Genomic DNA, 15,553 nt, shown 5'->3' with positions numbered 1-15,553 from the left:
CCCGGCGCGCTCAGGCACCCGCGAGCGACCGCAGCGCTTCGGCGCGCTGGGTGTTCTCCCACGGCAGGTCGAGGTCCGGGCGGCCGAAGTGGCCGTAGGCCGCCGTCGGCGAGTAGATCGGGCGCAGCAGGTCGAGATCGCGGATGATCGCCGCCGGGCGCAGGTCGAACACCTCGGAGATGGCGCTCTGGATCTTCGTCGGATCGACCGTCTCGGTGCCGAAGGTCTCCACGAACAGGCCGACCGGCGAAGCCTTGCCGATCGCGTAGGCGACCTGCACCTCGACGCGGGAGGCGAGGCCCGCCGCGACGACGTTCTTGGCCACCCAGCGCATCGCGTACGCCGCGGAACGGTCCACCTTCGACGGGTCCTTGCCGGAGAACGCGCCGCCGCCGTGGCGGGCCATGCCGCCGTAGGTGTCGACGATGATCTTGCGACCGGTCAGCCCCGCGTCGCCCATCGGGCCGCCGATGACGAACCGGCCGGTCGGGTTGACCAGCAGCCGCACGTCGGCGGTGTCCAGCTCCAGCTCGGCCAGCTCGGGCAGCACCACGTGCTCGCGGACGTCGACGCCGAGCATCTTGTCCAGGTCTATGCCGTCGGCGTGCTGGGTCGAGACGACCACGGTGTCGAGCTTGACGGCCTGCTCGCCCGCATACTCGATGGTCACCTGGGTCTTGCCGTCGGGACGCAGGTAGGGCAGCACGCCCTCGTTGCGGACCCCGGTCAGCCTGCGGGAAAGCCGGTGCGAAAGCGCGATCGGCAGCGGCATCAGCTCGGGGGTGTCCGAGCAGGCGTAGCCGAACATGAGGCCCTGGTCGCCGGCGCCCTGGCGGTCGATGTCGTCGAGCGCGCCCTCGACCCTTGACTCGTGCGCGGTGTCCACGCCCTGCGCGATGTCCGGCGACTGCGACCCGATCGCGACGTTCACGCCGCACGAGTTGCCGTCGAAGCCCTTGGCGGACGAGTCGTAGCCGATGCGGAGGATCACGTCGCGCACGATGGTCGGGATGTCCGCGTAGGCCTCGGTGGTCACCTCACCCGCGACGTGCACCTGGCCGGTCGTGATGAGCGTTTCGACGGCGACCCTGCTGCGCGGGTCCTTCGACAGCAACGCGTCGAGGATGGAGTCGCTGATCGCATCGCAGATCTTGTCCGGATGGCCCTCGGTCACCGATTCCGAAGTGAACAGCCTGCGGTTGGACGCCGTCACGACGCTCGTCACATCCCCTCAACTCGACAACACATACCCAAAGCGCTCAGAACTCGGAGCTTTCGCCTGCTTCAGCCTACTGACTTCGCCCGAGCGGTGGTCAACGCTTGACTAACGACACAACCGCATCCCACACTGCGGCGGCCAGTTGCGCCTTGGAGCCCAGTGGGATAGGCCGTTCGGTGCCGTCCGCCGCGAGCAACCAGCCCCCGTTGTCCTCGACCTCGAACGCCTTGCCGTCGCCGACGGCGTTGACGACCAGCAGATCGCAGCCCTTGCGCTTGAGCTTGGCGCGCGCGTGGTCGAGCACGCTGCCGTGCTCGTCCCCGGTCTCGGCGGCGAACCCGACCACGGCCTGGCCCTCGGGGCGCGCGGCGACCAGTTCGGCGAGGATGTCCGCGTTGCGGTCCAGCGCGATCGTGGGATCGGGCTGGTCGTCGGACTTCTTGATCTTGTGCTCGGCCCTGGCGGACGGCCGGAAGTCGGCGACCGCGGCGGCCATCACCACCACGTCGGCGCCCTCGGCCGCGGCGTGCACGGCGACGCGCAGCTCTTCGGCCGTCGACACGTGCTCCACCCGGGCGCCCGCGGGCTCGGGCAGCGCCACGGTGTGCGCGGCCACGAGCGTGACGTCGGCGCCGCGCTGGGCGGCGACCCTGGCCAGCGCGTAGCCCTGCTTGCCGGACGAACGGTTGCCGAGGTAGCGGACCGGGTCGAGGGGCTCCCTGGTGCCGCCCGCGGAGACGACGACCTTGAGGCCGTCCAGGTCGCGGGGCAGCGCGGCGGGCTCGGCCAGCAGCAACCTCGCGATGTCGACGATCTCGCGGGGGTCGGCGAGCCTGCCCTTGCCGGTGTCGACCCCGGTGAGCCTGCCAGCGGCCGGCTCGGTGACGACGGTGCCGCGGCGGCGGAGCGCGGCGACGTTGTCCCTGGTCGCCGGGTGCTCCCACATCTCGGTGTGCATCGCGGGGAAGAACGCGACCGGGCACCGCGCGGTGAGCAGGGTGTTCGTCAGCAGGTCGTCCGCGATGCCGTGCGCCGCCTTCGCGATGAGGTTCGCGGTGGCGGGCACGACGAGCACCAGATCGGCTTCCTTGCCGACGCGGACGTGCTGCACCTCGGGCACCTCGGTGAACACCCCGGTGTGCACGGGATGCCCGGACAGGGCCTCGAAGGTGGCCGCGCCGACGAACCGCAGCGCGGCCTCGGTGGGGACCACGCGGACGTCGTGACCGGATTCGGTCAGCCCGCGCAGCACCTCACACGCCTTGTAGGCGGCGATACCGCCGCCTACGCCGAGTACGACTCGGGGTTTACTCACCCTCGGTGTGCTCGAGCAGACCGGCGTGGATCTCGCGCAGCGCGATCGACAGCGGCTTCTCGCGCGGGCCCGGCTCCACGAGCGGGCCGACGTACTCGAGCAGGCCCTCGCCGAGCTGGGCGTAGTAGTCGTTGATCTGGCGGGCGCGCTTCGCGGCGTAGATCGCCAGCGCGTACTTGGAGCTGACCTTCTCGAGCAGGTCGTCGATGGGCGGATTGGTGATGCCCTCGAGCTCTTCTAGGGCACCCAGCGTCGTGGTCACTCGTGTCGCTCCCGGTGGTTCTCGATCAAGCGTGTGAATCGTCAGTAATCAATCTTAGCAACTCGGCCGCCGCGTCCTTGACGTCGGCGTTCACCACGCGCGCGTCGAACTCCCCCGCGGCGGCCAGTTCGCGCTCCGCTTCGGCGAGCCTGGTCTTGACGGCGGCCTTCTCCTCGGTGCCCCTGCCGGTGAGCCTGCCGACCAGTTCCTCCCACGAGGGGGGCATCAGCATGACGAGCCTTGCCTCCGGCATCGCCACGCGGACCTGCCGCGCGCCCTGGAGTTCGATCTCGAGGATCGCGGGTTTGCCCGCCGCCAGCGCCCGCTCCACGGGTTCGCGCGGGGTGCCGTAGCAGTTGCCCGCGAACTCGGCGTGTTCGAGCAGCCGTCCGTCGGCGGCCATCTCGTCGAAGGTCGCGCGGTCGATGAAGTGGTAGTGCTGTCCGTCCACCTCGCCCGGCCTCGGCTTGCGCGTGGTCACCGAGACGCTGAAGTAGATGTCCGGGTCGAGCAGCCGCAGCTGCGCGACGACGCTGGACTTGCCGACACCGGAAGGCCCCGAAACGACGGTGAGCCGGTGCTGGGCACGTTGTCCCAGCACCGGCTCACCGGCTGGACCTGAGCCGGCCGCTGCCGCGCCGCCCTGTCCGTTCTCGGTCACTCGGCGCTGAACTCCGAAAGCAGAGCCTTGCGCTGACGGTCGCCGAGCCCGCGCAGACGGCGGCTGGGGGCGATCTCGAGACGCTCCATGGTCTGCTGTGCCCGCACCTTGCCGACGCCGGGGAGTGCCTCGAGCAGAGCCGAAACCTTCATCTTGCCGAGAACCTCGTCCTCGTCGGCCTGCTTCAGCACGTCGGTCAGGGTGGTACCGCCTCGCTTCAGGCGCTCCTTGAGCTCGGCACGGGCACGACGAGCGGCAGCGGCCTTCTCCAGCGCTGCCTTACGCTGCTCGTCGGTCAGCTGGGGAAGTGCCACGTTTTCCTCCGTAGTACTCAAATTCCGGGTGGGTGACGCGACGGTACCCACCCCTGACCACCGCCCACAATGCGGGGGTGGCCGCTAGGTTGCCAGGACAGGGCCTGATATTGGCCCGATTCCGCATCCGCGCGAACCCCTATCCCGTGAGTGATTCCTGTACGCGCACCACGGCTTCACGCAGCGCGACCGGATCCGGCCCGTGCCTCAGGATGTCCCGTGAGGACGCCGGGAGCACACCGGGGAGGTCCTTGCCGAAAACCCGACGAAGGTCGGCGACAGTGGCTCCCTGGGCCCCGAAACCGGGCGCCAGCACGGGTCCGTTGAGCTCGCCGAGGTCGAGTTCCCCTTCGGGCACGGTCGCACCGACCACCACGCCGACGTCCCCGAGCGGGGTAACCCCGTCGTTCCACCGCGCCGCATCATCCACAATGGACTGTGCGACGGTTTTTCCGTTGCGCAGCACCGCGTTCTGCACCGCCGCGCTTTCCGGATTCGATGTTCGTGCGAGCATGATCACACCGCGTCCCGCCGCGCGCGCGATCTCCACCGTGCGCGCGAGCGAGCCCGATCCGAGGTACGGCGAAACGGTGACGGCGTCCGCGGCGAGCGGTGCTCCTTCGGCGACATAAGCGGCCGCGTAAGCGTCCATCGTCGACCCGATATCGCCCCGTTTCACGTCGAGCAGAACGAGCGCGCCCGCCTCGCGCGCGTGCTCCTGCACGCGCGTCAGCACGGCGATTCCGGGCGCCCCGAACGCTTCGAAGAACGCCGACTGGGGCTTCACCACGGCCACCCGCTCGGCGAGCACGTCGACCGCGGTGAGCGCGAACTTTTCCAGCCCGCCCACGTCCACCGGCAGGCCCCAGGCGTCGAGCAGGCCGGGATGCGGGTCGATCCCGGCGCACAGGGGGCCGCGCGCCAGCACCGCCTCGGTGAGCCTGGCGCCGAACCCCGCCGTCACGACTGCGCCCGCAGCGCGGCCTGGAGCTCCTGCAGCGACCTGACCCCGATATCGCCCCTGATCAGCGCCTCGATGCCGTGCACGGCAGCCGAGGCGCCCTGGACGGTGGTGATGCACGGGATGTCCCGCGCGACCGCCGCCGTCCTGATCTCGTAGCCGTCGACGCGGGGCCCGCTGTTGCCGTAGGGGGTGTTGATCACCATGTCCACGCCGCCGGCGAGCACCAGCTCGACGATGTTCTTCTCGGTGTCGGATTCGACCGATTCGTAGTGCTTGCGGACCACGGTCGCGGACACCCCGTTGCGGCGCAGCACCTCGGCGGTGCCCGAGGTGGCGAGGATTTCGAACCCGAGATCGGCGAGCCGCTTCACCGGGAAGACCAGTGAGCGCTTGTCGCGGTTGGCGACCGAGACGAACACGCGGCCCGAGGTCGGCAGCGACCCGTACGCGCCGGTCTGCGACTTCGCGAACGCCTTGCCGAAGGACACGTCGACGCCCATCACCTCGCCGGTCGACTTCATCTCCGGCCCGAGCAGCGAGTCCACCCCGTGGCCCTCCGGCGTGCGGAACCGGTGGAACGGCAGGACCGCCTCCTTGACCGCCACCGGCGAATCGGCCGGCATCAGCCCGCCGTCGCCGTCGACGGGGAGCACGCCGCTGCCGCGCAGGTCCTTGATCGACGAGCCGGTCATGATGAGCGCGGCCGCCTTGGCGAGCGGGACCGCGGTGGCCTTCGAGACGAACGGGACGGTCCGGCTGGCCCTGGGGTTCGCTTCCAGGACGTAGAGCACGTCGTCCTTGAGCGCGTACTGGACGTTGAGCAGCCCGCGGACGCCGACGCCGCGGGCGATCGCCTCGGTCGACCGCCGCACCGTGTCGAGATCGGTGCGGCCGAGCGTGATCGGCGGCAGCGCGCACGAAGAGTCGCCGGAGTGGATCCCGGCCTCCTCGATGTGCTCCATGACCCCGCCGAGGAACAGTTCCTCGCCGTCGAAGAGCGCGTCGACGTCGATTTCGATGGCGTCGTCGAGGAACCGGTCCACCAGCACCGGGTGCTCCGGCGAAACCTCGGTCGCCCGCTCGATGTACCCCTCGAGCGAAGCCTCGTCGTAGACGATTTCCATGCCCCGCCCGCCGAGGACGTACGACGGGCGCACGAGCACCGGGTAGCCGATCTCGTCGGCGATCCGCTTGGCGCCGTCGAACGAGGTCGCGGTTCCGTAGCGCGGCGCGGGCAGCCCGGCGGCGCGCAGCACCTCGCCGAACGCGCCCCGTTCCTCGGCAAGGTGGATCGCTTCGGGCGAGGTGCCGACGACCGGCACGCCCGCGTCGGCGAGCTTCTGCGCGAGGCTCAGCGGGGTCTGACCGCCCAGCTGCACGATGACGCCCGCGACGGTGCCGGACTCCTCCTCCGCGTGCACGACCTCGAGAACGTCCTCAAAGGACAGTGGCTCGAAGTAGAGCCGGTCGGAGGTGTCGTAGTCCGTGGACACGGTTTCGGGGTTGCAGTTGACCATCACGGCCTCGAACCCGGCTTCGCGCAAGGCGATCGCCGCGTGCACGCACGAGTAGTCGAACTCGATGCCCTGCCCGATCCGGTTCGGACCCGACCCGAGGATCAGCACCTTCTGCTTTTCCCGCTGCGGCGCCACTTCCGACTCGGCGGCGGGATCGGCTTCGTAGGCCGAGTAGTGGTACGGCGTCTTCGCGGCGAACTCGGCCGCGCAGGTGTCGACGGTCTTGAACACCGGCCGCACGCCGAGCCGGTGCCGCAGTGCGCGGACCCCGTTCTCCCCGGCCAGTTCCGGGCGCAGCGCGGCGATCTGCCGGTCGGAAAGGCCGGTGCGCTTGGCGCGGCGCAGCAGGGACCCGTCGAGCACCGGTGCTTCGCGGACCTCGGCGCCGACCTCGCCGATGAGCGCGATCTGGTCGATGAACCACGGGTCGATGCCGCTGGCCTCGTGCACCTGCTCGACGCTTGCGCCGAGCCGCAGCGCGCGCTCGACCGCGTAGAGCCTGCCGTCGTGCGCGGTTCGCAGGGAGTCCAAAGTGGACTCCAGCGTGGCGCCGTCCGGATCGGGCGCGGTCCAGAAACCGGTCGCCTTGGTGTCGATCGACCGCATCGCCTTGCCGAGCGCTTCGGGGAAGCTGCGGCCGAGTGCCATCGCCTCGCCGACGCTCTTCATCGTCGTGGTGAGCGTCGGGTCCGCGCCGGGGAACTTCTCGAAGGCGAACCGCGGCACCTTCACCACGACGTAGTCCAGCGTCGGCTCGAACGACGCGGGCGTCTCGCCGGTGATGTCGTTGCGGATCTCGTCGAGGGTGTAGCCGACGGCGAGCTTCGCGGCGATCTTGGCGATCGGGAACCCGGTCGCCTTCGACGCCAGCGCGCTCGACCGCGAAACGCGCGGGTTCATCTCGATGACGACCATGCGGCCGTCGCGCGGGTTGATCGCGAACTGGATGTTGCAGCCGCCGGTTTCCACGCCCACCGCGCGGAGCACGTCGATGCCGACGTCGCGCATGTGCTGGTATTCGCGGTCGGTCAGCGTCATCGCGGGCGCGACCGTGACCGAGTCGCCGGTGTGCACGCCCATCGCGTCGATGTTCTCGATCGAGCAGATGACCACGACGTTGTCGTGCTTGTCGCGCATCAGCTCGAGCTCGTACTCCTTCCAGCCGAGCACGCTCTCCTCGATGAGCACCTCGGTCACCGGGCTCTCCTCGAGCCCGAGCGACGCGAGCCGCTCCAGCTCTTCGGAGGTGTGCGCCATGCCGGAACCGAGCCCGCCCATGGTGAACGAGGGGCGGATGACCACCGGCAGGCCGAGTTCGGCGACCGTGGCGCGGACCTCGTCCATCGTGTTGCACACCGCGCTGCGCGGGACCTCGGCCCCGATCTGGCGCACGATGTCCTTGAACTTCTGCCGGTCCTCGCCGCGCTGGATCGCGTCGATGTCGGCGCCGATCAGCTCGACGCCGTACTTCGCCAGCACCCCGCGCTCGTGCAGGGCGACCGCGCAGTTCAGCGCGGTCTGCCCGCCGAGGGTGGCCAGCACCGCGTCGGGGCGCTCGGCCGCGATCACCTTCTCGACGAACTCGGCGGTCACCGGCTCGATGTAGGTGGCGTCGGCGAACTCGGGGTCGGTCATGATCGTCGCGGGGTTCGAGTTGACCAGGCTGACGCGCAGGCCCTCCTCGCGCAGCACCCGGCACGCCTGCGTGCCCGAGTAGTCGAACTCGGCGGCCTGGCCGATCACGATCGGCCCGGAACCGATCACGAGCACGTGCTCGATGTCTGTCCTCTTTGGCATTACTTCGCCTTCTCCATCAGGCTCACGAACTCGTCGAACAGGGGCGCCGCGTCGTGCGGGCCCGCGGCGGCCTCGGGGTGGTACTGCACCGAGAACGCGGGGACGTCCGAGCAGCGGACGCCTTCGACGGTGTCGTCGTTCGGGCAGTAGTGGCTGATCTGCGCGCTGCCGAAGGGCGAGTCGAACCGCTGGCCCGGCTCGCCTTCGAGGGCGAAGCCGTGGTTCTGCGCGGTGATCGCCACCGCGCCGGTGGCCAGGTCGATCACCGGGATGTTGATGCCGCGGTGCCCGTAGCGCATCTTGTAGGTGCCCAGTCCCAGCGCGCGGCCGAGGATCTGGTTGCCGAAGCAGATGCCGAACGTCGGGATCCGCCGCTCCAGCACCGCCTTCGTCAGCTCGGTGGCGTGGTCCTCGGTCGCCGGGTCGCCGGGGCCGTTCGAGAGGAACACCCCGTCCGGTTCGACAGCGAGCAGCTCGTCGACCGTGCTCGTCAGCGGCAGGACGTGCACCTCGATCCCGCGCTGGTTCATCAGGCGCGGGGTGTTGGACTTGATCCCGAGGTCGAGCGCGGCCACCCGGAACCGCCGCTCCCCCGGCGCGGGCACCACGTAGGGCGCCTTGGTGGTGACCTCGCCTGCCAGGCGCGCGCCCTTCATCGACGGGCTCGCCAGCACTTCGGCGACCATCTCGTCGTCGTCGCGCAGCGCGTCGCCGGAGAACACCCCCGCCCGCATGGCGCCGTGCTCGCGCAGGTGCCTGGTCAGGGTGCGGGTGTCGATCTCGGCGATGCCGACGATGTCCTGCGCGGTCAGCTCGGAGTCGAGCGAACGGCGCGAGCGCCAGTTCGACGGCGTGCGCGCGGGATCGCGCACCACGTACCCGCTGACCCAGATCCGCGCCGACTCGTCGTCCTCGTCGTTCCAGCCGGTGTTGCCGATCTGCGGCGCGGTCTGCACCACGATCTGGCGGTGGTAGGACGGATCGGTCAGCGTCTCCTGGTACCCGGTCATGCCGGTGCAGAACACCGCCTCGCCGAGCGTCCTGCCGCGCGCGCCGTAGGGAACGCCGCGAAAGATGCGGCCGTCCTCGAGCACCAGCGCCGCGGGCTCACGATTTCCCGTCATCTCTCAGGCTCCTCCCTTGACCTCGCCGGAACCGGACCGGCCGTGTTCGGCTAACTTCGCCACGCGCCGGACCGATTCGATCCACTGTGGATAGACACTCAGTTCGTCACCGCGGAAGCCGGTGTCCAGCTGGACGTCGCCGAGCTGCCAGGTGAACACCAGCAGGCTGTCGGTCGCCATCACCTTGCCCGCGATCCGGCTGTCCAGCCGGATGTCCACAAGGGACTCGGCGGGGATCCAGAACCCCGGCGCGCCGACGCGTTCGACCTCGACCCCGCGTTCGTAGAGCCGCCAGGTGGCCGAGGTCCGCAGGCCCGCTCCCCTGGTGACGATCCGGTCCTGCCAGTGCCCGGCGCGGGTCGTGCTGACGTAGAGCCCCTCGGCGGGCGCCAGCAGCCGCTCGCCGGTCTCCTCCGGTGTCGGCGGCGTCGTCGGGAACGGCGGCACCTGCACGCTCTGGGAGCGCGCCTTGCGGCGCCAGCCGAGCCACATGCCGAACACGCACAACAGGAAGAACGCGACGATCGCGAGGGTGAGCAGCACTCTCTCCATCAGGAGATCTTCCCTTCTCGGCAGGTGATCCGCCCGCGCAGCAGCGTGGCGTTCACCACGCCGGGCAGCCGCATGCCCTCGTACGGGGTGTTCGCGGCCACGCTCGCCAGCTCCTGGCCGCGCACCGTCCACTCGGCATCGGGGTCGACGAGCGTCAGGTTCGCGGGTTCGCCGACCTCGATCGGCCTGCCGTGGTCGGGCAGGCCGCCGATCTCGGCCGGCCGCTCGCTCAGCACCCTCGCCACCCCGCGCCAGTCGAGCAGTCCGGTGCGGACCATGGTGTGCACCACAATGGACAGCGCGGTCTGCAGCCCGAGCATGCCCGGCCTCGCCGCGGCCCACTCGCAGTCCTTGTCCTGCACCGCGTGCGGCGCGTGGTCGGTGGCGACGCAATCGATCGTGCCGTCCGCGAGCGCCGCCCGCAGACGCTCCACATCGGACTCCGCGCGCAGCGGCGGGTTGACCTTGTTCACCGGGTCGTAGGTGGCGAGCCGTTCGTCGGTGAGCAGCAGGTGGTGCGGGGTCACCTCGGCGGAGACCTGCGTGTCGCGCGCCTTGGCCCAGCGGAGCACGTCCGCGGTGCCCGCCGTCGAAACGTGGCACACGTGCAGCCTCGCGTTCGCGTGCTTCGCGAGGATGCAGTCACGGGCCACAATGGACTCCTCGGCCGAGGCGGGCCAGCCGCTGTAGCCGAGGCGCGACGCGCGCTCGCCTTCGTGTGCCTGCGCGCCGACGGTCAGCCTCGGCTCTTCGGCGTGCTGCGCGATCACGGCGCCGAGCGCGGTCGAGTACTCCAGCGCGCGGCGCATGATCAGCGGATCCGCGACGCAGTGGCCGTCGTCGGAGAACACGCGCACCCCGGCCTCGGACGCGGCCATCGTGCCCAGCTCTGCGAGCTTCTCGCCCTTGAGCCCGACGGTGACCGCGCCCACCGGGTGCACGTCCGCGAGACCGGCTTCCCTGCCGCGCCGCCAGACGTGTTCGACGATCACCGCGTTGTCGGCGACCGGATCGGTGTTGGCCATCGCGAACACCGCGGTGAACCCGCCGAGCGCGGCGGCGGCCGACCCGGTCTCGATGGTCTCGGTGTCTTCCCTGCCGGGTTCGCGCAGGTGCGTGTGGAGATCGACGAAACCGGGCAGCAGCACCTGCCCGCCCGCTTCGACGACCTCGGCGCCGTCCGGCGCGGTAAGGCCGTCCCCGATCGCGGCGATCACGCCGTCGGTGACCAGCACGTCGACCGGCTCGCCCTCGCCGTAGGGACGGGCACCCTTGATCAGTACGGCGTTCACGACTCGTCTCCTTCGCCGGCGAGCAGGTGGTACAGCACGGCCATCCGGACGTGCACCCCGTTGCGGACCTGTTCGGTGATCGCCGAAGCGGGCGCGTCCGCGACCGCGGAGGCGATCTCCATCCCGCGCAGCATCGGGCCGGGGTGCAGCACGACCGCGTGCTCTGGCAGCGTCTTCAGCCGCTTTTCGGAGAGCCCGTAAGCGATCGAGTATTCGCGCGCCGACGGGAAGAACCCGCCGTGCATCCGTTCGGCCTGCACGCGCAGCATCATCACTGCGTCAACCGCGGGCAGTTCGGCGTCGAGGTCGTGCGACACCGTCACCGGCAGGCTGTCCACTCCGGACGGCAGCAGTGTCGGCGGGGCGACGAGCACGACCTCGGCGCCGAGCGTGGTCAGCAGGTGGATGTTGGAACGCGCGACCCTGCTGTGCAGCACGTCGCCGACGATCGCGATGCGACGGTCCTTCAGCGACCCGAGCCGCTCCCGCAGGGTCGCCGCGTCCAGCAGGGCCTGCGTCGGGTGTTCGTGCATCCCGTCACCGGCGTTGACGATCTTGGTGCCGGGTTCGGCGAGCCAGCCCGCGAGCCGCTGCGCCGCGCCCGAAGCGGGGTGGCGCACGATCACGCAGTCCGCGCCCGCCGCGGCCAGCGTCAGCGCGGTGTCGCGAAGGGACTCGCCCTTGTTGACCGACGAACTCGACGCCGAGACGTTGATGACGTCGGCGCTCATCCACTTGCCCGCGATCTCGAACGAGACCCTGGTCCTCGTGGAGTTCTCGTAGAACAGCGTGATCACGGTGCGGCCGCGCAGCGTCGGCAGCTTGCGGACCTCGCGGCCGATCAGCGTCCGCTTGAGCTCGTCGGCGGTGTCCAGCACGGCGAGCGCGGTGTCCGCGTCGAGGCCGTCGGTGGCCAGCAGGTGCTTCATCGCTCCCCTCCTCCCTGGCCTTCGCCCGGACCGCGCAGCAGCACCGCGTCGCGGCCATCCACTTCGGACAGCAGGACCGCGACGCCCTCGGCACGGGACGTGGGCACGTTCTTGCCGACGTAGTCGGCGCGGATGGGGAGTTCGCGATGTCCCCTGTCGACCAGCACGGCCAGCTGCACGGCCTTCGGCCTGCCGTGCTCGCGCAACGCGTCGAGCGCGGCGCGGATGGTGCGCCCGGAGAACAGGACGTCGTCGACGAGGATCACGACCCGGTCGTCCAGACCACCGTCGGGCAGGCTGGTCGGTTCCAGCGGCCGGGTGGGTCTGCGACGGAGATCGTCGCGGAAGAGGGTCACGTCGAGCGCGCCGGTCGGCGTGTCGTGACCGGAGAACTCGGCGATCCGCGCGGCCAGCCTGCGTGCGAGCGGCGTTCCCCTGGTCGGAATACCGAGCAACACGGGTGGCGGTGCGGGCCCGGCACCCACTGCGGTCTTTTCGATGACCTGATGGGCCATTCGGGCGATGGTGCGCGCGACGTCGCCAGCGGTGAGCAGCTCCCGCTCACCGGCCGGGTCCGCCGCGCCACGAGGGCGTGGCGCCACGGCAAGACCTCCTTCCCCGCCTCTCTGGACGGGTCCTTAAAGGACGTCGATCTCCTGCTTGCCTGAGGAAATCGCCCCGACACTAGCAGGCGGACCTGCTCAGCCTTCCGGGTGGTGTGGCCGTCGCGGAACTCACCTGGAACGAGGATGCGCTTGACCTGGTGACGACAATGCGTAACCATTACTCTGAGTATTCGACTCAGGAGTCCCCCCGGGGCGATCCACACGATCGGCCAGGGGCAAGGAAACGGAGAACCACCAGATGGGCGATTACGCCAAGGCGCTCGGGGCCAAGCTCCGCGGCATCCGCCAGCAGCAGGGCCTCTCCCTGCACGGGGTCGAACAGAAGTCCGGCGGGCGCTGGAAGGCCGTCGTCGTGGGCTCGTACGAACGGGGCGACCGCGCGGTAACCGTCCAGAAACTGGCCGAGCTGGCCGATTTCTACGGCGTACCGGTCGTGGAGCTGCTCCCGGAGGGCCGGGTCCCGTCCGGCGCCGAGCCCGCCACGAAGATCGTGATCAACCTGGAGCGGCTCCAGCAGCTGCCCGCGGAGAAGGTCGGCCCGCTGGCCCGCTACGCGGCCACCATCCAGAGCCAGCGCGGGGACTACAACGGCAAGGTGCTCTCCATCAGGACCGAGGACCTGCGGTCGCTGGCGATCATCTACGACATGACCCCCGGCGAGCTCACCGAGCAGCTCATCGACTGGGGCGTGCTGCCGCCGGAAGCCCGTCCGTCCAAAGAAGACTGATGCCATACCCTCAAGAGAAGGCACTTGGGGGAGGGCCTTCTCTTGAGGTAGGGGAAAATCCGCTTCAGAGCACCGCGCGAAGGCGGTCGGCGATATTGCCGATCCGGCCGAGCACGCCGTTGACGAAGCGCGGCGAGTCGTCAGTGGACAGTTCCTTCGCCAGCCCGACGGCCTCGTCGATCGCCACCGGGTCCGGTACGTCCGCCGCCCACAGCAGCTCGTAGACGCCGACCCGCAGCACCGCGAGGTCCACCGGCGGCATCCGGTCCAGCGTCCAGCCCTGCGAGTGCTCCGCGAGCAGCTCGTCGATCCGCTCCCGCTGCGCCGTGACGCCCTCCACCAGTGCGATGGTGTGATCGGCGATCGGGTCCACCTCGACCGCGCCGACCCGCTCGGCGAGCAGGGTGACCGCGTCGGCCGAACGCTGCGCGGCCTCGTAGAGGATTTCCACCGCGCGCTTGCGCGAGGCGCGGCGGCCGATCGGGCCGCCGCGCTTCGCCGAACCTCCGGATGTCATCCGCGCCTCAGCCGGAGACGCGGCCGAGGTACCGGCCGTCCCTGGTGTCGACCTTGACCTTCTCGCCGGTGGTCACGAACAGCGGCACCTGGATCTCGGCGCCGGTCTCCAGCTTCGCGGGCTTGGTGCCGCCGGTGGAGCGGTCGCCCTGCAGGCCGGGGTCGGTGTGCTCGATGACCAGCTCGACCGAGGTCGGCAGCTCGACGTAGAGCGGGGTGCCCTCGTGCACCGCGACCTGGACCTCGGTGTTCTCCAGCAGGTAGCCCGCACCCTCGCCGACGACCTCGGGCGTGACCGTGATCTGGTCGTAGGTGTCGGCGTCCATGAACACGTAGTCCGTGCCGTCGTTGTACAGGTAAGTCATGGTCCGGCGGTCCACGGTGGCCGTCTCGACCTTCGTACCGGCGTTGAACGTCTTGTCGACGACCTTGCCGGACAGCACATGCTTCAGGGTGGTGCGCACGAACGCACCGCCCTTGCCCGGCTTGACGTGCTGGAAGTTCACGACGGACCAGAGCTGGCCGTCGAGGTTCAGTACCAGGCCGTTCTTCAGGTCGTTGGTGGTGGCCACGGGGTTCGGTTCTCCTGTGCTCGTCTTTGCTTGTCTCTTCGGGCCGCGCTCAGACGACCACGAGTTCTTTGCTGCTCAAGGTGAGGAGTTCGGGAGCACCGTCCCGCACGACCAGCGTGTCCTCGATGCGCACGCCACCCCGTCCGGCTAGATAGACGCCGGGCTCGACGGTGACCGCCATACCGGCGGACAGTGTACCGGCGCCGGTGGCGGCCAGGCTGGGCGCCTCGTGCACCTCGAGGCCGACGCCGTGCCCGAGGCCGTGGGAAAACTCGTCCCCGCGCCCCGCGCGCTCGATCACGCCGCGGGCGGTCGCGTCCACTTGGCTGACCTCGATGCCCGGCAGCACCGCCTCGCAGCCCGCGGCCTGCGCGGCGAACACCAGCTCGTAGACCTCGCGCTGCCAGTCGGCGGGCCTGCCGAGCACCAGCGTGCGGGTCATGTCCGAGTGGTAGCCGTCGACCGTGGCGCCGAAGTCGAGCTTCACGAAATCGCCCGCCGCGAGCACCGATTCGGTCGGCTGGTGGTGCGGGATCGCGGAATGGGCGCCCGCGGCCACGATCGTCTCGAACGACGGGCCGGACGACCCGTGGTCGAGCATGCGGCCTTCCAGCTCGCGGGCGACCTCGCGCTCGGTGCGGCCGGGGCGGAGCCCGCCGTGCTCGACGAGATCGGCGAGCGCGCGGTCGGCGGCCGCGCAGGCCATGCGCAGCGCCTCGATCTCGGCCTCGTCCTTGACCAGGCGCAGCCGCTCCACGAAGCCGGGCGCGCGGCGCAGTTCGATGCCCTCGGCGAGCCCGCGCAGCATTTCGTGGGTCTCCACGCTGACGTGCTGGCTCTCGAAACCGGTGCGGCGGAAGGCTTCCGCGCTCGCGCTGCCGTGCTTGGCCAGCGCGGCGGCGCTCGCCCGGTCCAGCACGCGTTCGAGATCGGGCACCTCGGTGGCCGACTGGGTGGTGTAGCGGCCGTCGGTGCAGAACACCGTCCCGGACTCGCCCGAAGCGGACACCAGCAGCGCCGCGTTCGAACCGGTGAACCCGGTGAGGTACCGGATGTTGAGGAGATCGGTGACCAGCAACGCGTCGAGCTCGGCGTCGGTGATCAGGGCACGGAGGGATTCGCGTCGGTGCGCATGGGTCTCAGGCACCCGCTCACCTTATCGCCAG

The 15,553-nt window shown here is 70.2% G+C and carries 16 protein-coding genes; 1 reads left to right on the top strand and 15 read right to left on the bottom strand.

All coding sequences use genetic code 11. The features are described 5' to 3' along the window. Nucleotides 1-10 precede the first annotated feature (10 nt). From metK to pyrR, 12 genes are all read right to left on the bottom strand, one after another. Nucleotides 11-1,213 carry a methionine adenosyltransferase gene (metK, locus tag HUW46_RS39160; protein ID WP_215543732.1) on the bottom strand — a complete coding sequence of 401 codons (1,203 nt, stop codon included), beginning with the start codon at nucleotides 1,211-1,213 and terminating at the stop codon, nucleotides 11-13. Between the two features lie 100 nt (nucleotides 1,214-1,313). Further along, nucleotides 1,314-2,534: a bifunctional phosphopantothenoylcysteine decarboxylase/phosphopantothenate--cysteine ligase CoaBC gene (gene coaBC / locus HUW46_RS39155; protein WP_215543731.1), complete on the bottom strand. Its 1,221-nt coding sequence runs from the start codon at nucleotides 2,532-2,534 to the stop codon at nucleotides 1,314-1,316. Continuing rightward, nucleotides 2,527-2,796: a DNA-directed RNA polymerase subunit omega gene (gene rpoZ, locus HUW46_RS39150; protein ID WP_215543730.1), complete on the bottom strand. Its 270-nt coding sequence runs from the start codon at nucleotides 2,794-2,796 to the stop codon at nucleotides 2,527-2,529. Before rpoZ ends, coaBC begins: the two co-directional genes overlap by 8 nt. A gap of 25 nt (nucleotides 2,797-2,821) precedes the next feature. After that, nucleotides 2,822-3,457 carry a guanylate kinase gene (gmk, locus tag HUW46_RS39145; protein WP_215543729.1) on the bottom strand — a complete coding sequence of 212 codons (636 nt, stop codon included), beginning with the start codon at nucleotides 3,455-3,457 and terminating at the stop codon, nucleotides 2,822-2,824. After that, complete coding sequence (gene mihF / locus HUW46_RS39140; RefSeq protein ID WP_215543728.1) at nucleotides 3,454-3,771, bottom strand: integration host factor, actinobacterial type; 318 nt, start codon at nucleotides 3,769-3,771, stop codon at nucleotides 3,454-3,456. Before mihF ends, gmk begins: the two co-directional genes overlap by 4 nt. 139 nt (nucleotides 3,772-3,910) lie before the next feature. Then, a complete protein-coding gene (pyrF, locus tag HUW46_RS39135; RefSeq protein WP_215543727.1) occupies nucleotides 3,911-4,735 on the bottom strand; it encodes an orotidine-5'-phosphate decarboxylase in 825 nt (274 codons plus the stop codon). After that, on the bottom strand, nucleotides 4,732-8,049 hold the full coding sequence (gene carB / locus HUW46_RS39130; RefSeq protein ID WP_215543726.1) for a carbamoyl-phosphate synthase large subunit: 3,318 nt from the start codon (nucleotides 8,047-8,049) through the stop codon (nucleotides 4,732-4,734). The genes pyrF and carB overlap by 4 nt, the downstream gene beginning before the upstream one ends. Further along, nucleotides 8,049-9,173, bottom strand: a complete 1,125-nt coding sequence (carA, locus tag HUW46_RS39125) for a glutamine-hydrolyzing carbamoyl-phosphate synthase small subunit (RefSeq protein ID WP_215543725.1) — start codon at nucleotides 9,171-9,173, stop codon at nucleotides 8,049-8,051. The genes carB and carA overlap by 1 nt, the downstream gene beginning before the upstream one ends. Before the next feature lie 3 nt (nucleotides 9,174-9,176). Further along, nucleotides 9,177-9,725 (bottom strand): PH-like domain-containing protein, encoded by a 549-nt coding sequence (locus HUW46_RS39120; RefSeq protein ID WP_215543724.1) that lies wholly within the window; start codon nucleotides 9,723-9,725, stop codon nucleotides 9,177-9,179. Then, nucleotides 9,725-11,017 (bottom strand): dihydroorotase, encoded by a 1,293-nt coding sequence (locus HUW46_RS39115; RefSeq protein WP_215543723.1) that lies wholly within the window; start codon nucleotides 11,015-11,017, stop codon nucleotides 9,725-9,727. The genes HUW46_RS39120 and HUW46_RS39115 overlap by 1 nt, the downstream gene beginning before the upstream one ends. Continuing rightward, nucleotides 11,014-11,946: an aspartate carbamoyltransferase catalytic subunit gene (locus tag HUW46_RS39110; protein ID WP_215543722.1), complete on the bottom strand. Its 933-nt coding sequence runs from the start codon at nucleotides 11,944-11,946 to the stop codon at nucleotides 11,014-11,016. The genes HUW46_RS39115 and HUW46_RS39110 overlap by 4 nt, the downstream gene beginning before the upstream one ends. Continuing rightward, on the bottom strand, nucleotides 11,943-12,548 hold the full coding sequence (pyrR, locus tag HUW46_RS39105; RefSeq protein ID WP_215543721.1) for a bifunctional pyr operon transcriptional regulator/uracil phosphoribosyltransferase PyrR: 606 nt from the start codon (nucleotides 12,546-12,548) through the stop codon (nucleotides 11,943-11,945). Before pyrR ends, HUW46_RS39110 begins: the two co-directional genes overlap by 4 nt. A gap of 262 nt (nucleotides 12,549-12,810) precedes the next feature. Here pyrR and bldD point away from each other — a divergent pair, with 262 nt between their 5' ends. After that, nucleotides 12,811-13,299 (top strand): transcriptional regulator BldD, encoded by a 489-nt coding sequence (gene bldD / locus HUW46_RS39100; protein WP_003096372.1) that lies wholly within the window; start codon nucleotides 12,811-12,813, stop codon nucleotides 13,297-13,299. Between the two features lie 64 nt (nucleotides 13,300-13,363). Here the strand turns inward: bldD and nusB are convergent, their stop codons facing one another. The 3 genes from nusB to HUW46_RS39085 are packed head-to-tail and all read right to left on the bottom strand — an operon-like array spanning nucleotide 13,364 to nucleotide 15,534. Next, nucleotides 13,364-13,816: a transcription antitermination factor NusB gene (gene nusB / locus HUW46_RS39095; protein ID WP_215543720.1), complete on the bottom strand. Its 453-nt coding sequence runs from the start codon at nucleotides 13,814-13,816 to the stop codon at nucleotides 13,364-13,366. 7 nt (nucleotides 13,817-13,823) lie between these two features. Next, nucleotides 13,824-14,387 carry an elongation factor P gene (gene efp / locus HUW46_RS39090; protein WP_215543719.1) on the bottom strand — a complete coding sequence of 188 codons (564 nt, stop codon included), beginning with the start codon at nucleotides 14,385-14,387 and terminating at the stop codon, nucleotides 13,824-13,826. Nucleotides 14,388-14,436: 49 nt separating this feature from the next. Next, the gene (locus HUW46_RS39085) at nucleotides 14,437-15,534 is read right to left on the bottom strand and encodes a M24 family metallopeptidase (protein ID WP_215543718.1); all 1,098 of its coding nucleotides are present in this window, start codon (nucleotides 15,532-15,534) and stop codon (nucleotides 14,437-14,439) included. Between the last annotated feature and the right edge of the window lie 19 nt (nucleotides 15,535-15,553).

The sequence above is a fragment of the Amycolatopsis sp. CA-230715 genome (assembly GCF_018736145.1).
Lineage (GTDB): Bacteria > Actinomycetota > Actinomycetes > Mycobacteriales > Pseudonocardiaceae > Amycolatopsis.
This window is presented reverse-complemented; position numbering and strand designations above follow the sequence as displayed.